Below are 18015 nucleotides of genomic sequence, written 5' to 3'. Positions count from 1 at the left end.
ACATGTTCATAGAGTTACGGCGGTCATGGCGGAGGGGAAACGCCCGGCAACATTCCGAACCCGGAAGCTAAGCCCTCCAGCGCCGATGGTACTGCACTCGGGAGGGTGTGGGAGAGTAGGACACCGCCGGACAATCTTTCAGTCGAGGGCCGCCCCAGCAGGGTCGGCCCTCGACTGCGTTAGCGTTTCTGGCGGAAACGCCATCAGGAAGGATGCACCTGTGAGCTCTGGACCGCAGGGCGGGGACGGCCCCCGCCGCTACGAGGATCGCGCCGACCGTGGCCAGGGGCGCGGCGACGCCCGCCGCGATGACCGCCCCTCGTACCGGGGTGGCCGTGACGACCGCGCCGGCGGCAACCGTGGCGGTGACCGCCGCGAGGGCGGCTACGGCCGCGACAACCGCGGTGGCCCCCCCGGTGGCGACCGTCGTGAGGGTGGCTTCCGCGGCGGCGACCGTGAGGGCTCCCGTGGCGCTGACCGCCGTGAAGGTGGTTTCCGCGGTGGCGACCGTGAGGGCTCCCGTGGCGCTGACCGCCGCGAGGGTGGTTTCCGCGGCGGCGAGCGCCGCGAGGGCGGTTTCCGTGGCGGTGACCGCGACGGTGGTTTCCGTGGCGGTGACCGTCGCGAGGGCGGCTTCCGTGGCGGCGACCGTGAGGGCGGCTCCCGTGGCGGTGACCGTCGTGAGGGCGGGTTCAGTCGTGACAACCGCTCGGGCGGTGCGCCGGGTGGCGACCGTCGCGAGGGTGGTTTCCGCGGTGGTGACCGTCGTGAAGGTGGCTTCCGCGGTGGTGACCGCGAGGGTTTCCGCGGCGGCGACCGTCGTGAGGGCGGTTTCAGCCGTGACAGCCGGCCCGGTGGTGACCGTCGCGAGGGCGGTTTCCGGGGCGGCGACCGCCGCGAGGGCGGGTTCAGTCGTGACAACCGCTCGGGCGGTGCGCCGGGTGGTGACCGTCGCGAGGGCGGTTTCCGCGGCGGCGATCGCGAGGGCGGTTTCCGGGGTGGCGAGCGTCGTGAGGGTGGTTTCCGCGGCGGTGACCGTCGGGAGGGCGGCTTCAGCCGTGACGGCCGGACCGGTGGCGCGCCCGGCGGTGACCGGCGCGACAGCGGCTTCCGGGGTGGCGACCGAGACGGTGGCTTCCGGGGTGGCGAGCGTCGCGAGGGTGGCTTCCGGGGTGGCGACCGTGAGGGCGGCTACCGCGGCGGTGACCGTCGCGAGGGCTACGCCGGTGGCGAGCGTCGTGAGGGTGGCTTCAGCCGTGACAGCCGGCCCGGTGGTGACCGTCGCGAGGGCGGTTTCCGGGGCGGCGACCGCCGCGAGGGCGGGTTCAGTCGTGACAACCGCTCGGGCGGTGCGCCGGGTAGTGACCGTCGCGAGGGCGGCTTCCGCGGCGGCGACCGTGAGGGCGGCTACCGGGGTGGCGACCGTCGTGAAGGTGGCTTCAGCCGTGACAGCCGGCCCGGCGGTGACCGGCGCGACAGCGGTTTCCGGGGTGGCGACCGTCGCGAGGGTGGGTTCCGTGGCGGTGACCGTGAGGGTGGCTACCGAGGCGGCGACCGCCGCGAGGGCGGCTTCAGTCGTGACAACCGCTCGGGCGGTGCGCCGGGTGGTGACCGTCGCGAGGGTGGCTTCCGCGGCGGTGACCGTGACGGTGGCTTCCGGGGTGGCGAGCGTCGCGAGGGTGGTTTCCGCGGCGGCGACCGCGAGGGCGGCTTCCGGGGCGGTGACCGTCGTGAGGGCGGGTTCCGTCGTGACGACCGCGAGGGCGGCTACCGGGGCGGTGACCGTCGCGAGGGCTACGCCGGTGGTGAGCGTCGCGAGGGTGGTTACCGGGGCGGGCGTACCGAGCGGGACGGGGATCGCCGTGGCTTCGGCGACCGGCCGGAGCGGGACGACCGCCGGACCGGTGGCTACGGCCCGCAGCGTGAGCGCCAGGACGAGCGTGGCGAGGGACGTACCGGTGAGGCGCCGGATCTGCCGGACGAGGTGGTCGCGGCCGATCTCGACTCGACCGTCCGGGCGGAGCTGCTCTCGCTCGCCAAGCCGGTGGCGGAGACCGTCGCCCGGCACCTCGTCGCGACCGGTCTGGTGATCGACGACGACCCGGCGCTGGCGCTGGCGCACGCCATGGCGGCCCGCCGGCTCGCCTCGCGTATCGCCGCGGTGCGGGAGGCGGTCGGGCTGGCCGCCTACCACGCGGGGGAGTGGCAGACGGCGATCGCCGAGCTGCGGACGTATCACCGGATGACCGGCCTGCAGAGCCACCTGGCGGTCCTGGCCGACTGCGAGCGGGCGCTCGGCCGGCCGGAGCGGGCGATCGACCTGTTCCGCGGCGCGGACCGGGAGAAGCTCGACCAGGCCGTCGCCGTCGAGCTGCTGATCGTGGCCGCCGGCGCGCGGGGCGATCTGGGGCAGAAGGACGCGGCCGTGGCGATGCTGCAGGTCCGTGAGCTGACCGCCGAGTCGACCGAGCCGTGGGCGGCACGGCTGCGCTACGCGTACGCGGACGCCCTGCTCGCGGTGGGCCGGCGTGAGGAGGCCCGGGAGTGGTTCTCCCGGGCCGCCGACATCGACTCCGAGGGTGAGACCGACGCCGCCGAGCGGCTGCTGGAACTCGACGGCGTGCTCATCGAGGGCGACGACGAGGACGAGGAGCCGGAGGGCGACGGAGATGCTTCCGCGCCGTCGGCCGCCGGCGACAGCGACGGCACCGCGGAGGACGAGGACGACCGGGACGGCGACGTCGACGAGGACGATGACGACGACGACGACGAGGACGACGACCGGGACCGCGACGCCGACGACGACGGGCGGGACCCCGACGACGACCTCGACGACGCCGACGACGATCTCGACGACGAGGACGACGATCTCGACGACGACGGTATCGAGGACGACGAGCGCCTGGATCGGGGCGGCGACGACCAGCCCGCGACGGCGAGCGCCGGTGACGCGGCTCGCGCCGGGTACCGGGACCGCGACGCCGGCGACCTGGCCGACGACGAGCTGACCGCCGCCGAGGCCGGCTCGCTCGCCACCGGCGACCGGGAGCGGCCGTCGACCGAGGACGCCCCGGCCGGTGCCGGCCGGACCGCCGACACCCACCCGGGCGGGAACCAGGCCGGCGACAGCCAGGCCGGCGACGTCCAGGCGAACGACGTCCGGTCCGGCGGGGACGAGGCGGCGGAGCGCCGATGACCGGGAACGCCGGTCCCGGTGCGGATCGCGACCGCGCCGGGACCGACGGGCGGCTGGTCGACGGGTACGCCCTCGTCGCCTTCGACCTCGACGGGGTCATCTACCTGATCGACCGGCCGATCCCCGGCGCGGTCGAGGCGGTCGGCCGGCTGCGGGCGGAGGGGCGGGCGGTCGCGTACGCGACGAACAACGCCTCCCGCCGCTCCAGCGAGGTGGCCGACCTGCTCACCGGCATGGGTGTGCCGGCCGAGCCGGCGGAGGTGCTCACCTCCGCGGCCGCCACTGCCGAACTGCTCGCCGACCGGCTCCCGGCCGGCGCGCCGGTGCTGGTGGTCGGCGCGGAGGCGTTGCGAGCCGAGCTGCGCGCGGTGGGCCTGCGGCCGGTGTCGACCGCCGAGGAGCAGCCCGCCGCGGTGGCCCAGGGGTACGGGCCCCAGGTGGGCTGGTCCGACCTGGCCGAGGCGTCCCTGGCGGTACGTGCCGGCGCGCCCTGGTACGCCACCAACACCGACCGCACGCTGCCCAGCCCGCGCGGGCCGCTGCCCGGCAACGGTTCACTGGTGGCGGTGCTGCGTACCGCGCTCGACCGGGACCCGGACGTGGTGGTGGGCAAGCCGGAGCCGGCGCTGTTCGCGACCGCGGCGCGCCGCGCCGGAACCGGTCGCACCCTGGTGGTGGGCGACCGGCTGGACACCGACATCGAGGGCGCCTGCCGGGCCGGCCTGGACAGCCTGCTGGTGCTTACCGGGGTCAGTGACGCGGCCGAGCTGCTGGCCGCGCCCGAGTCGCGCCGGCCGGCGTACGTCTCCTTCGACCTGGCGGGGTTGTTCGAGCCGGAGGCCGTCGTGGCGGTGCCCGGCCGGCCGCGGACCGGCGGCTGGTCGGTGACCGAGGCCGGCGGGGAGCTCACGCTCGACGGCGCGGGCCGGCCGTTGGACGCGCTCGCGGCGCTCTGCGCGGTGGCCTGGTCGACGTCGGCCGGCGTCCGGGTGCGGGCCGCGTCCCCGGCGGCGGCGGAGGCGCTCGCCGCGTTCGGTCTCGACGGCTGAGCGGCGCGCCCCTCTCAGAGCAGCTTGCGGAGTTTCATCAGGTCGAACGGGTTCGCCTTGACGGAGACCCGCCGGGAAGCCACCGCCGACATGATGTCGAGCTTGCCGTGCACCAGGGCGAGCAGGTCGTCGCTGCCGATGCTCAGTGCGATCTTGGCCTTCGGGTCGTCACCGTCGCTCAGGCCGAGCAGCCGGCCGCCCTCGAGGCGCCCGTGGAAGGCCGTGTCCAGGTCGGTGACCCGGCAGGCCAGCGTGCGGTCGAGGTCGATGCGGCCCTGCGCCTCGACGTGCCGGTCGAGCCGGTCGGCCAGGTCCTGCAACGCCTGCCGGCAGTCGTCCACGCTGGCCACATCGTCTCCTCATCACGAGCCGTACCGTTCCCGGCACCGTACCGCAACGGTGCGTCCCGGGTGCCCGGTAGCGTGGCACCTGCACACCCCGCCCCGCGGAAGGAATCAGGCATGCAGGACGCGTGGCGCGCCTACCTCGAGCTGGCCATGGGCCTGACGGAGGCGCCCCGGAAGAAGGCGCAGGACGCGGTGAAGCGGGCCGTCGGCCAGGGCGGCGCGACCGCCGGGCAGCTCCAGGCGCTGGCCGAGGAGCTGGTCGCCACCGGTCTGGCGAACCGGGAGGCGCTGACCAAGCTGGTCCGCTTCGAGGTCGACCGGGCCCTGGGCGCGGTCGGGCTGGCCACCGCCGACGAGGTCGCCGAGCTGACCCGCCGGGTGCACGACCTGGAGCGGCAGTTGCGTGAGGCACGCACGGTCCCCGCGCCGGCCGCCGGGTCGTCCGGGGCGGCCGGGGTGGACGCGGCAGCCGCCGGTTCGGAGAGCCGGCCGGAGCCCGGGAGCCGGGCAGAGCCCGAGCCCGGCGGCCGGCCCGCGACGAAGGCGGTGGCGAAGAAGGCGATCGCGCGGAAGCCCGCCTCGACTGTCGCCCGGACGCCGGCGGACCAGCCGCCCACAGTGCCGTCCGGGCCGGCGAAGAAGGCCGCCGGTCGTCGGACGGGCACCCCGTGACCGCGCCCTACCGTCCCGGTCCACCGCCGCGCCCCGGGCCCCCCGCGGGCGCGCGCCCCGGACCGCCGCCCGGGATCCGCCCGGCGCCGGTGGAGGAGGTGGGTGAGGCGTCGCATCCGGCCGTGGACGCCGCGGTGCGGGGCATGGCCAACGCCGAGGCGCTCGCCCCGGCGGACCAGATCGCCCAGTACGAGGCGGCGTACGAGACGTTGCGCGAGACCCTCGCCAGCATCGACCAGGCCTGAGCAGAGGCGGAGAACGGACACCGATGGCTCGTCGTACCCGGCTGGACGCCGAACTCGTCCGGCGTGGTCTGGCCCGCTCCCGCGAGCAGGCCGCCGCGCTGGTGGAGGCCGGCCGCGTCCAGCTGCGCGGAGTGCCCGCCCGCAAGGCCGCGGCCATGGTCGACCCGGCCGACCCGTTGCTGGTCACCGGCGAGGACCCGGCGGAGGACTACGTGTCGCGCGGCGGCCACAAGCTGGCTGGTGCGCTCGCCGCGTTCGCCCCCGGCGGGCTGACCGTGACCGAGCGGCGTTGCCTGGACGCGGGCGCCTCCACCGGCGGCTTCACCGACGTGCTGCTGCGCGCCGGCGCGGCCGAGGTGGTGGCCGTCGACGTCGGCTACGGGCAGCTCGCCTGGCCGCTGCGCACCGACGAGCGGGTCCGGGTGTTCGAGCGCACGAATGTGCGTACCCTCACGCCGGAGGCGATCGGCGGCCCGGTCGACCTGACGGTGGCCGACCTGTCGTTCATCTCCCTGCGGCTGGTGCTTCCGGCGCTGGCGGCCTGCACCGGGGGAGACGGTGACCTGGCCCTGATGGTCAAGCCGCAGTTCGAGGTCGGCAAGGAGCGGGTCGGCGCCGGTGGCGTGGTGCGCGACCCGGCGCTGCGTGCCGAGGCGGTGCTCGACGTGGCCGCCGCCGCCGCGCGGATCGGTCTCGGCCTGGCCGACGTGGCGGCCAGCCCGCTGCCCGGGCCGAGCGGCAACGTCGAGTTCTTCGTATGGTTGCGCCGGGACGCGCCGGCCGCCGACCCGGACCGCGTCCGCGCGGTGGTCGCCGCCGGCCCGCAGGGTGCCGCCGCCACGGCGGCCACGACCGAGGAGGTGTCCGGGTGAGTCGGACCGCGCTGCTGGTGACGCACACCGGCCGTCGACGCAGCACCGAGCACGCCCGCGCGGTGGCCGCCGACCTGATCTCGAACGGCTTCGAGGTACGGGTGGTCGCCGAGGAGGCCGACGACCTCGACCTGCCCGGCGTGGTGCCGGTGACCGGCCCGGAGGCGGCCGAGGGGGCGGAGATCGTCTTCGCGCTCGGCGGGGACGGCACGTTCCTGCGCGCCGCCGAGCTGGCCCGCCCGGCCAAGGCGCCGCTGCTCGGCATCAACCTGGGCAAGGTCGGCTTCCTGGCGGAGGCGGAGATCAACGACCTGGACACCGCGGTGCGGGACGTGGTCGGTCGCAACTACACGGTGGACGAACGCCTCACCCTGGACGTGACCGCCGAGTTCGACGGCGGACCGACGATCGAGTCGTGGGCGCTCAACGAGATCAGCGTGGAGAAGGGCGAGCGCGCCCAGATGCTGGAGCTGCTCGTCGACGTGGACGGCCGGCCGCTGTCCCGCTACGGCTGCGACGGCGTGGTCTGCGCGACCCCGACCGGCTCTACCGCGTACGCGTTCTCCGGGGGCGGGCCGGTGGTCTGGCCCGAGGTGGAGGCGCTGCTGCTGGTGCCGATCAGCGCGCACGCGCTGTTCAGCCGCCCGCTGGTGACCGCGCCGACCTCCACGTTCGCCATCACCGTCGACCCGTTCACCACGCTCGCGGTGCTCTGCTGCGACGGCCGGCGCGTCTACGACCTGCCGCCCGGCGCCCGGGTCACGGTGCGCCGGGGCGCTCTGCCGGTGCGCATCGTCCGGCTGCGGGCACGCCCGTTCACCGATCGGCTGGTGGCCAAGTTCGGCCTGCCCGTGCAGGGCTGGCGCGGCAGCCGGCGCTGACCGGCGCCTCAGCCGGACCCGGGTCGGCGGGTGGGCGCGTTACGGTGGGCGCACGGGCCGCGTCGAGGTGAGTCCGGGCGTGGCGGTGAGGCCCGCCGTTCCCGGACGACGCGCGGCCCGTGGGTCGCGGATCCGACCAGGGGGTGGTCGGGTCGCGACGGGTCGGGGCGCCGGAGCGTCGCGGCCGGCCGCGGCAGGCGGTCCGGCGCGCCGTGCCCGGTCGGGTGTCGACCCCGGTCGGGCCGACAGGTCGACGAGCCGCCGCCGGAGGAAGCGGCGGCACGCGAGCTGGGCGACGTCCGGTGTCCCCGACCACCCACCCGGCCGTGTCCACCCGGCGACGGGCGCCGTCGCGGGTGGACCGCCGGCTCCCCGCCGATCCGCACCGGCCACCGTGCCGGCTGGTCAACTGTCACCCGGCGGGGCTACTGTCGGGTGCTGTGCTGGAAGAGCTGCGCATCACCGGACTGGGCGTCATCGAGGACACCACCCTGCCGCTGGCCGGGGGGATGAACGTCATCACCGGCGAGACCGGCGCCGGCAAGACCATGGTGGTGACCGGCCTCGGCCTGCTCTTCGGCGGCCGGGCCGACGCCGGCCGGGTGCGGGCCCAGCCGGGTCGCGCGCTGGTGGAGGGGCGACTGCGGCTGCGTGGCCGGGTGGCCGAGGCGGTGCACGCCCGCATCGTCGACGCCGGCGGCGAGCCCGACGAGGACGGTTCGCTGCTGCTCAGCCGCAGCGTCACGATCGAGGGTCGGTCCCGGGCCCACCTGGGCGGCCGCAGCATGCCGGTGGCGACGCTCGGTGAGGTCGGTGAGCGGGTGCTGGCGGTGCACGGTCAGTCCGACCAGTTGCGCCTGCTGCGCCCGGCGGAGCAGCGGGCCGCGCTCGACCGCTTCGCTGGCGGTGAGCACGAGAAGCTGCTCGACGGGCTGCGCGAGACGTACGGGCGGTGGCGGGCGGTCGTCGACGACCTGGCCGACCGCCGGCGCAACGCCCGTGAGCGCAGCCAGGAGGCCGACCTGCTGCGGCTGGGCCTCGACGAGATCACCCGGGTCGACCCGCAGCCCGGGGAGGACGACGAGCTGAAGGCCGAGGCGCAGCGGCTGGAGCACGCCGAGGGGTTGCGCACCGCGGCCCAGGTGGCGCAGCAGTGCGTGGCCGGCGGGGTGGAGGCGACCGACGACACCCCCGACGCGGCCGTGCTGCTCGGCACCGCCCGCCGCACGCTGGAGGCGCAGGCCGGCACCGATCCGGCGCTCGGCGAGCTGGCGGCCCGGTTGGAGGAGGCCGCCACGCTGGTCACCGACGTGGCCGCGGAGCTGTCCACCTACCTGACCGCGCTGGACGCCGACCCGGCCCGCCTGCAGACGATCTACGAGCGCCGTGCCGCGCTGCGCGCGCTGACCCGCAAGTACGCCGACGACGTCGACGGCGTGGTGGCCTGGGCCGAACGGGCCCGGACCCGGCTGTCCGATCTGGACACCTCCGACGAGCTGCTCGACGAGTTGGACCGGGAGGCGTCGCGGCTCGCCGGTGAGGTGGCCGACCTCGCCGGTCGCGTCTCCGCGTCGCGGCAGGAGGCGGCCGTGCGCTTCGCCGAGCAGGTCACCGTCGAGCTGGCCGGGTTGGCCATGCCACACGCCCGGATCGAGGTCGCGGTGCTGCCCCGCGCGGCCGGGCGGGCCGAGCCGAGCCTGCCGGTCAACGGCGTCGAGGCGGGCGTCGGCGCGGACGGCGCCGACGAGGTCGAGCTGCGTCTGCTGGCCCACCCGGGCGCGCCGGCGCTGCCGTTGCAGCGGGGTGCCTCCGGCGGTGAGCTGTCCCGGGTGATGCTCGCCATCGAGGTGGTCTTCGCCGGGTCGGGCGGGCCGCCCACGCTGGTCTTCGACGAGGTCGACGCCGGCGTCGGCGGTCAGGCCGCGGTGGAGATCGGGCGGCGGCTGGCGCGCCTGGCCCGCAGTCACCAGGTGCTCGTGGTCACCCACCTGCCGCAGGTCGCCGCGTTCGCCGACCGGCACCTGGTGGTGGCGAAGGACACCGGGGGCGCGGTGACCACCAGCGGGGTGCGGGTGGTGGAGGACACGGAGCGTGCTCGCGAGCTGGCCCGCATGCTCGCCGGTTTGCCGGACTCCGATCTGGGTATCGCCCATGCCGAGGAACTCCTGGCCGTGGCGGCCAAGGAAAGGCGTCCGTGATGCCCCGATTGTGAGCGCAAGCACACCGGGGCGCGTTCCGGTGTGCTTCCCTGGGTAGGCGGCCCTGCTCAGGCATGTCGCGACAGCAGAACCTGCCCCACATGCCAGGATGGTCACGATGCGTCTACCCACACTGCGCCGGACCCGGAACGCGGAACCGGGCACGATCCTCGGCACCGCGCGCCTCGACCGCCGGACGAAACGGCTGGTCGGCCGCCTGCGCCCCGGTGACATCGCGGTCATCGACCACGTCGACCTGGACCGGGTGGCGGCCGACTCGCTCGTCGCCGTGGGCGTCGCCGCGGTGCTCAACGCCAAGCCGTCGGTCTCCGGGCGCTATCCCAACCTCGGCCCCGAGGTGCTGGTCGCGGCCGGCATCCCGCTCCTGGACGACCTCGGCGAGAGCGTCTTCGAGCAGGTGCGTGAGGGCGACCTGGTGCGCATCGAGGGCAACACCGTCTTCGTCGGCACCGAGCCGGTGGCGCACGGCGCCCTGCAGGACGCCGAGTCGGTGGCCAAGTCGATGGCCGACGCCCGGGAGGGCCTGTCGGTGCAGTTGGAGGCGTTCGCCGCCAACACCATGGACTATCTCCGCCAGGAACGCGACCTGCTGCTCGACGGCGTCGGCGTGCCGGAGATCCAGACCCAGGTCCAGGGCCGGCACTGCCTGATCGTGGTCCGGGGCTACGACTACAAGGCCGACCTGGACGTGCTGCGTCCCTACATCCGCGAGTTCAAGCCGGTGCTGATCGGCGTCGACGGCGGGGCCGACGCGCTGGTCGAGGCCGGCTACACCCCCGACATGATCATCGGCGACATGGACTCGGTCACCGACGACGTGCTGCGCTGCGGAGCCGAGGTGATCGTGCACGCCTACCCGGACGGGCGGGCGCCGGGCCTGGCCCGGGTCAACGGCCTGGGCGTGCCGGCGATCACGTTCCCGGCGGCGGCGACCAGCGAGGACCTGGCCATGCTGCTGGCCGACGAGAAGGGCGCCTCGCTGCTGGTGGCCGTCGGCACCCACGCCACCCTGGTGGAGTTCCTCGACAAGGGCCGCGGCGGCATGGCGTCGACGTTCCTCACCCGGCTGAAGGTGGGCGGCAAGCTGGTCGACGCCAAGGGCGTCAGCCGTCTCTACCGGCAGAGCATCTCCGGTTCCTCCCTGCTGCTGCTGGTGCTCTCGGCGGTCGCCGCGATGGCGTCCGCGGTGGCGGTCTCCACCGTCGGGAAGGCGTACCTGGGCGTGGTCTCGGAATGGTGGGACAATTTCGTGTTCCAGCTCGGCCAGCTCTTCTAGCTCCCCCGACGATCAAGAGGCTGCAAGCGTGATCAACTTCCGCTACCACGTGGTGTCCCTGACCGCGATCTTCCTCGCGTTGGCGATCGGCCTGGTGGTCGGCACCGCCGCCCTCAACGGCCCGGTCGCCGACTCGCTCCGCGAGAACGTCAACGGCCTGCGCAAGGACAACTCGCTGATGCGCCAGTCGGTAAACAGCATGCAGAAGCAGCTGGAGACCGAGGAGGACTTCGCCGCCGAGATGGCGGAGGTCGTCCTGCCCGGCAAGCTGAACGACCGTCGGGTGGTGGTGGTCAGCCTGCCCAGCGGCCGGGACCAGACCGAGGGCGTGGTGAAGATGCTCCGCACCGCCGGCGCCGACGTCACCGGGCGCATCGACGTGCAGGACAAGTTCATCAACCCGGACAGCAACAACAACCTGCTGGAGCTGGCGGTCACCGCGGCCCGTCCGAACAGCGCGCCGACGGCCAACCTGCCGGGCAACGGGCACGGCGTGGAGACCTCCAGCGCGCTGCTGGCCAACGTCCTGCTGGACCGCCCGGCCGGCAGCGCCGCGGTCACCGAGACCGACCGGCGCGCCGTGCTCCAGCAGTACGCCACCGCCGGCTACCTCACCCCGGAGGACAAGATCTCCGGACCGGCCGAGGCGGTGGTGCTGGTGACCGGCCAGCCCTACGTGGACAAGGACTCGGCGAAGAAGGACGAGTCGGTGGTGAAGATCGCCGACATGTTCGACCGCGCGGGCGCGATCGTGATCGCCGGCATGGGCTCGACCGGCGGCAACGTGGTGGCCGTGGTCCGCGGTGACCCGACCCTGTCGCAGACCATCTCCACCGTCGACAACGCCAACACCGTGCAGGGCCAGCTGGTCACCAGCCTCGCCCTCGCCGAGCAGCTGAGCGGCAAGAAGGCCGGCCAGTACGGCGTGGGCGACAACGCCGCGTCGCGGCTGCCTAAACTGCCCCAGTGACCGCGCCGGGCCGCCGGGTCCGTGCCGCGTCGCGTCGAGAGTCCGGATCAGGAGGGGTCGCGTGAGACTGGGTCGGCTGCTGGCCGTGGGCGCGGGGGTGCTGGCCGCCCGCTACGCGCTGCGGGAGGTGCGCACGTCGCCCGCCGCGCCGGCACTGGAGCGCACCAACTACCGGGGCCGCACCGTGACCCTGGCCGCCGGCCCGGCCCTGGCCGTGGGCGCCGCCACCGCGGGCGCGCTGGGCGCCGGCAGCGCCCCGGCCGGCGCCGCCGCGCTGCTGGCCGGCGTCGGCGCGGGCGCGGTCGGGCTCTACGACGACGTGGTCGGCGCGCGCCCGGAGCAGAAGGCCGCCAAGGGCTTCGCCGGGCACCTCGCCGCGCTGCGCGCGGGGCGGGTCACCGCCGGGCTGGTCAAGGTCGCCGGCGTGGGCGCCGCCGGGTTGGGCGCCGCGGCGTTGCTCGCGGCCGACGCCCGGGTCGCCGCGCACCCGCGCCGGCAGCGCGCCGGCACGTTCGCCCGCGGGCTCGACGTGCTGCTCGGCGCCGGCGTGGTGGCCGGCACCGCCAACCTGGTCAACCTGCTCGACCTGCGGCCCGGGCGGGCGCTGAAGTCCGGCATGCTGCTCGGCGCGCCGCTGTCCGGCGGCCCGTACGGCGGCATCGCGGCGGGAGCGGTCGGGGCGGCGGCCGGGCTGGTCTCGGACGACCTGAACGAGCGGGTGATGCTCGGCGACAGCGGCGCCAACGCGCTCGGCGCGCTGCTCGGGGTGAGCCTCGCGGCGCGTACCGGGCCGCTGGGACGCGCCGGTGCGCTGGCCGTGCTCGTCGCGCTCACCGCGGCCAGCGAGAAGATCAGCTTCACCCAGGTGATCGCGCGGACCCCGGGGTTGCGGCACCTCGACGAGCTGGGTCGGCTCGCCGACTGACGTGACGAAACCGGCACCCCTCGCCGCCGCCGGCCGCGTCGCCGGGGCGGCCGCCCTCATCGCCGTCCTGACCGTGGTCAGCCGCCTCGCCGGCTTCGGCCGCACCGCCGTGTTCACCTGGACGCTGTCCACCAGCGACCTCGGCGGCGCCTACCTGGTGGCCAACTACGTCCCGAACTTCATCTTCGAGATCGTCGCCGGTGGGGCGCTGGCCAGTCTCGTCGTACCGCTGCTGGCCGGCGCCGTCGAGGCCGGTGACCGGCGGGCGGTGGCCGCCACCACGGGCGCGCTGCTGACCTGGACGCTGAGCCTGCTGGTCCCGCTCGCGGTGCTGGTGGCGGTGTTCGCCGAACCGCTGCCGGGTCTGCTCGGACACGGTCTCAGCGAGGCCCAGCAGGCGTCCGGGGCGCGGATGCTGCGGGTCTTCGCGCCCCAGCTGCCGCTCTACGGCGTGGGGATCGTGCTCACCGGTGTGCTGCAGGCGCACCGGCGCTTCGCCTGGCCGGTGATCGCGCCGCTGCTGTCCAGCGTCACCGTGATCGCGGTCTACCTCGGCTTCACCGCGGTCGAGGGGCGGCTGGCGACCATCGGAGCGGTCGGTCGCGGCGGTGAGCTGCTGCTCGCCGGCGGCACCACGCTCGGCGTGGTGGTGCTGTCGCTGTCGCTGCTGGTCCCGCTGCGCCGGCTGCGACTGCGGCCCCGGCCGGGCTACCGGTTCCCGGCCGACGCCCGGGCACGGGTCGGCGGGCTGGTGGTCGCCGGGGCGGTCACCGTGGCCGCGCAGCAGATCGCCCTGGCGGTCACGCTCAACCAGGTCACCTACGGCCGGACCGCCGACGTGGGCGTGTTCAACCTGGCCCAGACCGTCTACTTCCTGCCCTGGTCGGTGCTGGCGGTGCCGCTCGCGGTCGCCGCGTACCCGACGCTGGTGGCGGCCCGGGCGAGCGGCGACGAGCGCGCCTACCGCGACACCCTGGCCCCGGCGGTGCGCGGGGTCGTGCTGTTCAGCCTGCTCGGCGCCGCGGCGCTGGCCGGCGCCGCGATCCCGCTCGGGCACTTCTTCTTCCGTGATCCGGTCGACGCGGGCACCGCCGCGGCCGGGATCGCCGGGTTCGCGCCCGGCCTGCTCGGCTACGGCCTGTTCGCGATCCTCTCCCGGGCGCTCTACGCGCGCGGCGAGACCCGCGCGGCGAGCGTCGCCACCGCGCTCGGCTGGTTGAGCGTGCCCGCGCTCGCGGTCCTGCTCGCCCAGGCGCTGCCGCTGGCCGACCGGGTGCTCGCGGTGACGCTCGCCACGTCCGTCGGCATGCTGCTGCTCGGCGCGCTGCTGATCGCCGCCGTGCGCCGGTCGGCCGGGCCGGAGGCACTGGCCGGGGTCGGCCGGGCCGGCGCGGCCGGGCTGCTGGCCGCCGTGGTCGCCGCGGCGGGCGGGGCGGCCACCGCCCGGGGCCTCGCCGGCCTGGCGGGCGGGACCCCGACGACATTCGAGGCCCTCGTGCAGGGCATGCTGTCCGGGGTCGTGGTCGGTGTCCTGTTCCTCGCCGTCGCCTGGCTGACCGACGCCCGCGACCTGCGGCCGCTGCTGGCGGCCGTGAACCGCCGGCTGCGACGCCGGCGACCGGCCGACGGCCCGCCGGCGGACCAGAACCCCGGCGACCGGGGCGACGGAAAGGAGATCGTTTCCTCATGACGGACGCCTCGCCGGCACCGCGCTGGCCCGGGTCGGTCGCCCTGGTGCTCGCCTCCAGCACCGGCGGCGTGGGACAGCACATCCGCTCCGTCGCCCGGGGCCTGACCGAGGCCGGCGCGTCGGTCCTGGTCTGCGGCCCGGCCGCCACCCAGGACCAGTTCGACTTCACCGGCGCGGGCGCCCGGTTCACCCCGGTGGAGATCCCGGCCAACCCCACCCCCGGCGACGCGCGGGCGGTCACCGCGCTGCGCCGGGCGCTGGCGGAGACGCCTGTCGACGTGGTGCACGCGCACGGGCTGCGCGCCGGCCTGGTCGCGGCGCTCGCCCGGCCCGCCGTACCGCTGGTGGTGACCTGGCACAACGCGGTCCTCGCCGGTGGGCTGCGGGGCACGCTGTCCCGGCTGGTCGAGCGGGTCGTCGCCCGCTCCGTGCGGGTCGCGCTGGGCGCCTCCGCCGACCTGGTCGAGCGGGCCGCCGCGCTGGGCGCCGGCGACGCCCGGCTCGCGCCGGTCGCCGCGCCCGCGCTGCCCGCGCCGCGCCGTCGCCGCAGCGCGGTGCGCGCCGAGTTCGGCGTGACCGGCGACCGTCCGTTGATCCTCTCGGTGGGCCGGCTGCACCCGCAGAAACGGTACGACGTGCTGATCGACGCCGCCGCCCGGTGGCGCGCGCGGACCCCCTCGCCGGTGGTGGTGATCGCCGGCAGCGGCCCCGCCTACCTGCCGCTGGCCGCCCGGATCTCGACCGCCCGCGCCCCGGTGACGCTGCTCGGGCACCGCACCGACGTGGCGGACCTGCTGGCCGGCGCCGACCTGGCCGTGGTGACCAGCGACTGGGAGGCCCGCCAGCTGTTCGCGCAGGAGGCGCTGCGCGCCGGTGTCCCGCTGGTCGCCACCGCGGTCGGCGGCCTGCCGGAGCTGGTCGGCGACGCCGCGGTGCTGGTCCCGCCCGGTGACGTGGACGCCGTGGACGCGGCGGTGCGTGCGCTGCTCGACGACGCGTCGCGGCGCGCCGAGCTGGGCCGCAGGGGCGCGGCCCGGGCCGCGAGCTGGCCCACCGAGGCGGACACCGTGGCCGCGCTCGCCGACCTGTACGCCGAGCTGACGCCGCAACGCGCACCGGGAACCCGCTGATGCTGCGCAGACTGACCCCGGTGCTGCTGACCCTGATGGTGGTGGCGCTGGGCATCACGGCGCTGGCCGCCCGCCCGGACGACGGCACCCCCCGGCGCAGCGCCGACTTCGTGGTGCTGGTCGGCGCGGCGGGCCTGCGCTGGGACGACGTGGACCCGCGGAACACCCCGACGCTGTGGAAGATGGCCGAGCAGGGTGCGATCGGCTCCCTGTCGGTGCGCTCCGCGCACCGACCCACCTGCCCGGTGGACGGCTGGTTGACCCTCGGCGCCGGCAACTTCGCCGCCTGGAACGGCAGCCGCCCGGGCGGTGGCTGCCCGGCCAGCGGGGTGACGGTGGAGGAGCCCGACGGCATCGGCGCCAACCTGCCCGACCAGCCCGGTGTGGTCGCGTACAACCAGGACAAGCTGGCCTGGGGCGCCACGCCGGGCGCGCTGGCCGAGTCGGTGCGCTGTTCGGTGGCCGTCGGTCCGGGCGCCGCGGTGGCCGCCGCCCGGCCGTTCGGCCGCGTCGACCGGTACGAGTCGTCGCTGCCCGCCGACCCGGCGGGGCTGCTCGGCTCCTGCGTGCTGAGCGTCGTCGACGTGGGCACTGTCGACGACGACGACCCGGCGGTACGGGCCGCGCAGGCGCGTCAGGCCGACGCCCGGCTCGCCCGGGTGCTCGCCGCCCGGCCACCGCGCTCGCTGGTGCTGGTCGCCGGCGTCTCGGACACCGACACCCCGGCGCGGCTGCACGTCGTGGTGGCGGACGGTCCCGGCTGGGACGGCGGCTGGCTGACCTCGCCGAGCACCGGCCGGTCCGGCTACCTGCAACTGGTCGACCTGGCGCCGACCGCGCTCGCCGCGCTGGGCCGGCCGATGCCGGAGCGGCCCTTCCTCGGCCGGCCGGCGATGACCGTCGACGACCGGCCGGACGACCTGCGGACCGCGATCGCGGCGCCGGCCGACGCCGACCGGGAGGCCGCCGCGCAGCGCCGGGTCGCCGGCTGGTTCTTCACGCTGCTCGCCGCCGCCCAGATGGCGCTCGCGGTGGCGGTCCTGCCGCTGCTGCGCCGGGCCCGCCGGCTCGCCGGCCCGCACTCGCCGGCGCCGGTGTCCCGGCGGGTGGTGGCGGTGGTGGAGTTGCTGCTGATCGCCGCCGCGCTGGCCGTGCCGGCGGCGCTGCTGGCCGACGCGGTGCCGTGGTGGCGCGGGCACCACGCCGGCTGGTGGTTCGCCTCGGTGACCGCGCTGCTCATCGTCGGCGGCACCGCGGCGGTCCGGTTCACCCCCGGGCACGACCGCACGCTCGGGCCGCTCGGCGCGGTCGCCGGGCTGGCCACGCTGGTGGTCGGCGTGGACGTGCTCACCGGGTCCCGGCTGCAACTCAACGGGGTGGTCGGCTACTCCGCGCTGGAGGGTGGCCGGTACGCCGGGCTCGGCACGGTGGGCCTGGGCGTGTTCATCGCCGGTGCGCTGCTGTGCGGCGGGTGGCTGGCCCAGCGGGTACGCCGCGGCTGGCGGCCGGCCGTCCTGGTGACGGTGGGCGGCGTGGCCGTGGTGATCGTGGGCAGCCCCTATCTGGGCGCCGACTCGATCGGCGCGATCGCGTTGACCGCCGGGGTCTCCGTGGCGGCGGCGATCTGCACCGGCGGCTGGTTGACGGTCAGCCGGCTGGCCTGGGCCACCATGGCAGGGCTGGCGGTGACCATCGGCTTCGCGCTTGTCGACCTGGACCGGCCGGCGGCCGAACGGGGCAGCCTGGGCCGGTTCCTGGCGGCGCTCGGCGACGGCACCGGCGGGCTCACCGTGCACCGCTCCAGCACCTCGAACTTCCAGACGCTGGTGAACAGCCCGCTGACCGTGCTGGCCCTGGCCGGGGCTGCGCTGGTCTGGCTGGCGCTGCTGCAGCCGTGGGGCGGGTTGTTGCGGCTGTTCGGCATCTACCCGGCGATCCGGGCGGCGATGGCCGGCACCGGGGTGGCCGCCGGGCTGGGCGGCGTGCTCGGCGGCTCGGCGCTGGACGTGGCCGGTGCGGCGGGCGCGCTGGTGGTGCCGATGGCGGCGCTGGCCGCGTTGCGGGTGCTCGACCACTCCACCGACCGCACCGTGCCCGACGGCGGGCGCGGCGGGGGAGAGGGCGGCGCGGGCCCGTCGGGTGGGGCGGGTCCGGACGGCGCGCGCCCGTCGGGCGGACCGCGGCCCGGTGGCGCCCAGGTGCCGGGCGGGCCGGCCGGTGGCGCGGTCCCGGCCGGTCGACTCCGGTCGGTCGACGGGGAGGGTTCCGCGTCCGGCGACGCCGGCGGGGACGGTGCCGCGCCGGGTCGCCCGGGCCCGCCGGCCGAGGACGGCGTGGCCGCCCACCCACGGATACCCGGCCAGGTCACGCCGGCGTCGACCGAGGTGCCGGCCCGCTGACCGGTGGCCCGGCGCGCGGGCGGGGTCCGGCGGGCGGTGCACCCGCCGGTTCGGCGTACCGGGGCGACCGGGAGCGCCGGAAATGGGCCTCACGTGCGCCGACTGCGAGTGCGACGGCAGCTCACGGTCCGGAAGGTGTTACCG

General features: G+C 76.1%; 14 protein-coding genes, 1 rRNA gene and 1 pseudogene. 15 read left to right on the top strand and 1 reads right to left on the bottom strand.

Features of this window, described 5'->3' with window-relative positions:
- The first annotated feature begins 15 nt into the window (after positions 1 to 15).
- The 4 genes and pseudogenes from rrf (at position 16) to O7598_RS17925 (ending at position 4245) form a co-directional block, all read left to right on the top strand.
- A 5S ribosomal RNA gene (gene rrf / locus O7598_RS17940) occupies positions 16 to 132 on the top strand.
- 284 nt (positions 133 to 416) lie between these two features.
- Positions 417 to 2090, top strand: a complete 1674-nt coding sequence (locus tag O7598_RS17935; protein WP_269692484.1) for a hypothetical protein — start codon at positions 417 to 419, stop codon at positions 2088 to 2090.
- Positions 2045 to 2654, top strand: a pseudogene (locus tag O7598_RS17930) (Replicase polyprotein 1ab); the annotation flags it as partial. The gene O7598_RS17935 and the pseudogene O7598_RS17930, both read left to right, overlap by 46 nt.
- Positions 2655 to 3192: 538 nt before the next feature.
- Positions 3193 to 4245 carry an HAD-IIA family hydrolase gene (locus O7598_RS17925; protein WP_269692483.1) on the top strand — a complete coding sequence of 351 codons (1053 nt, stop codon included), beginning with the start codon at positions 3193 to 3195 and terminating at the stop codon, positions 4243 to 4245.
- A 14-nt stretch (positions 4246 to 4259) separates the two neighbouring features.
- On the opposite strand, the gene O7598_RS17920 is transcribed toward O7598_RS17925, so the two are convergent.
- Positions 4260 to 4595 carry an SCP2 sterol-binding domain-containing protein gene (locus tag O7598_RS17920; protein WP_269692482.1) on the bottom strand — a complete coding sequence of 112 codons (336 nt, stop codon included), beginning with the start codon at positions 4593 to 4595 and terminating at the stop codon, positions 4260 to 4262.
- A gap of 111 nt (positions 4596 to 4706) precedes the next feature.
- On the opposite strand from O7598_RS17920, the gene O7598_RS17915 reads away from it, so the two are divergent.
- The 11 genes from O7598_RS17915 to O7598_RS17865 all read left to right on the top strand — a co-directional run bounded on the left by O7598_RS17915 (position 4707) and on the right by O7598_RS17865 (position 17871).
- Positions 4707 to 5264, top strand: coding sequence for a hypothetical protein (locus O7598_RS17915; protein WP_269692481.1), 558 nt, complete (start codon positions 4707 to 4709; stop codon positions 5262 to 5264).
- The gene (locus tag O7598_RS31360; RefSeq protein WP_332367376.1) at positions 5261 to 5509 is read left to right on the top strand and encodes a hypothetical protein; all 249 of its coding nucleotides are present in this window, start codon (positions 5261 to 5263) and stop codon (positions 5507 to 5509) included. The genes O7598_RS17915 and O7598_RS31360 overlap by 4 nt, the downstream gene beginning before the upstream one ends.
- Positions 5510 to 5532: 23 nt before the next feature.
- The gene (locus O7598_RS17905) at positions 5533 to 6381 is read left to right on the top strand and encodes a TlyA family RNA methyltransferase (RefSeq protein WP_269692479.1); all 849 of its coding nucleotides are present in this window, start codon (positions 5533 to 5535) and stop codon (positions 6379 to 6381) included.
- Positions 6378 to 7262 carry an NAD kinase gene (locus O7598_RS17900; protein ID WP_091070759.1) on the top strand — a complete coding sequence of 295 codons (885 nt, stop codon included), beginning with the start codon at positions 6378 to 6380 and terminating at the stop codon, positions 7260 to 7262. Before O7598_RS17905 ends, O7598_RS17900 begins: the two co-directional genes overlap by 4 nt.
- 440 nt (positions 7263 to 7702) lie before the next feature.
- Positions 7703 to 9460 carry a DNA repair protein RecN gene (gene recN / locus O7598_RS17895; protein ID WP_269692478.1) on the top strand — a complete coding sequence of 586 codons (1758 nt, stop codon included), beginning with the start codon at positions 7703 to 7705 and terminating at the stop codon, positions 9458 to 9460.
- Between the two features lie 118 nt (positions 9461 to 9578).
- Positions 9579 to 10757: a putative cytokinetic ring protein SteA gene (gene steA, locus O7598_RS17890; RefSeq protein WP_269692477.1), complete on the top strand. Its 1179-nt coding sequence runs from the start codon at positions 9579 to 9581 to the stop codon at positions 10755 to 10757.
- Between the two features lie 28 nt (positions 10758 to 10785).
- Positions 10786 to 11727, top strand: coding sequence for a copper transporter (locus tag O7598_RS17885; protein WP_091070764.1), 942 nt, complete (start codon positions 10786 to 10788; stop codon positions 11725 to 11727).
- A 61-nt stretch (positions 11728 to 11788) separates the two neighbouring features.
- The gene (locus O7598_RS17880) at positions 11789 to 12652 is read left to right on the top strand and encodes a hypothetical protein (protein ID WP_269692476.1); all 864 of its coding nucleotides are present in this window, start codon (positions 11789 to 11791) and stop codon (positions 12650 to 12652) included.
- Position 12653: 1 nt separating this feature from the next.
- The gene (gene murJ, locus O7598_RS17875) at positions 12654 to 14342 is read left to right on the top strand and encodes a murein biosynthesis integral membrane protein MurJ (RefSeq protein ID WP_269692475.1); all 1689 of its coding nucleotides are present in this window, start codon (positions 12654 to 12656) and stop codon (positions 14340 to 14342) included.
- On the top strand, positions 14339 to 15472 hold the full coding sequence (locus O7598_RS17870) for a glycosyltransferase family 4 protein (protein ID WP_269692474.1): 1134 nt from the start codon (positions 14339 to 14341) through the stop codon (positions 15470 to 15472). The genes murJ and O7598_RS17870 overlap by 4 nt, the downstream gene beginning before the upstream one ends.
- On the top strand, positions 15472 to 17871 hold the full coding sequence (locus tag O7598_RS17865) for a hypothetical protein (RefSeq protein WP_269692473.1): 2400 nt from the start codon (positions 15472 to 15474) through the stop codon (positions 17869 to 17871). The genes O7598_RS17870 and O7598_RS17865 overlap by 1 nt, the downstream gene beginning before the upstream one ends.
- The last annotated feature ends 144 nt before the right edge of the window (positions 17872 to 18015 follow it).

Origin of the sequence: Micromonospora sp. WMMC241 (assembly GCF_027460165.1) — a bacterium.
Taxonomy (GTDB): Bacteria; Actinomycetota; Actinomycetes; order Mycobacteriales; family Micromonosporaceae; genus Micromonospora; species Micromonospora humi.
This window is presented reverse-complemented; position numbering and strand designations above follow the sequence as displayed.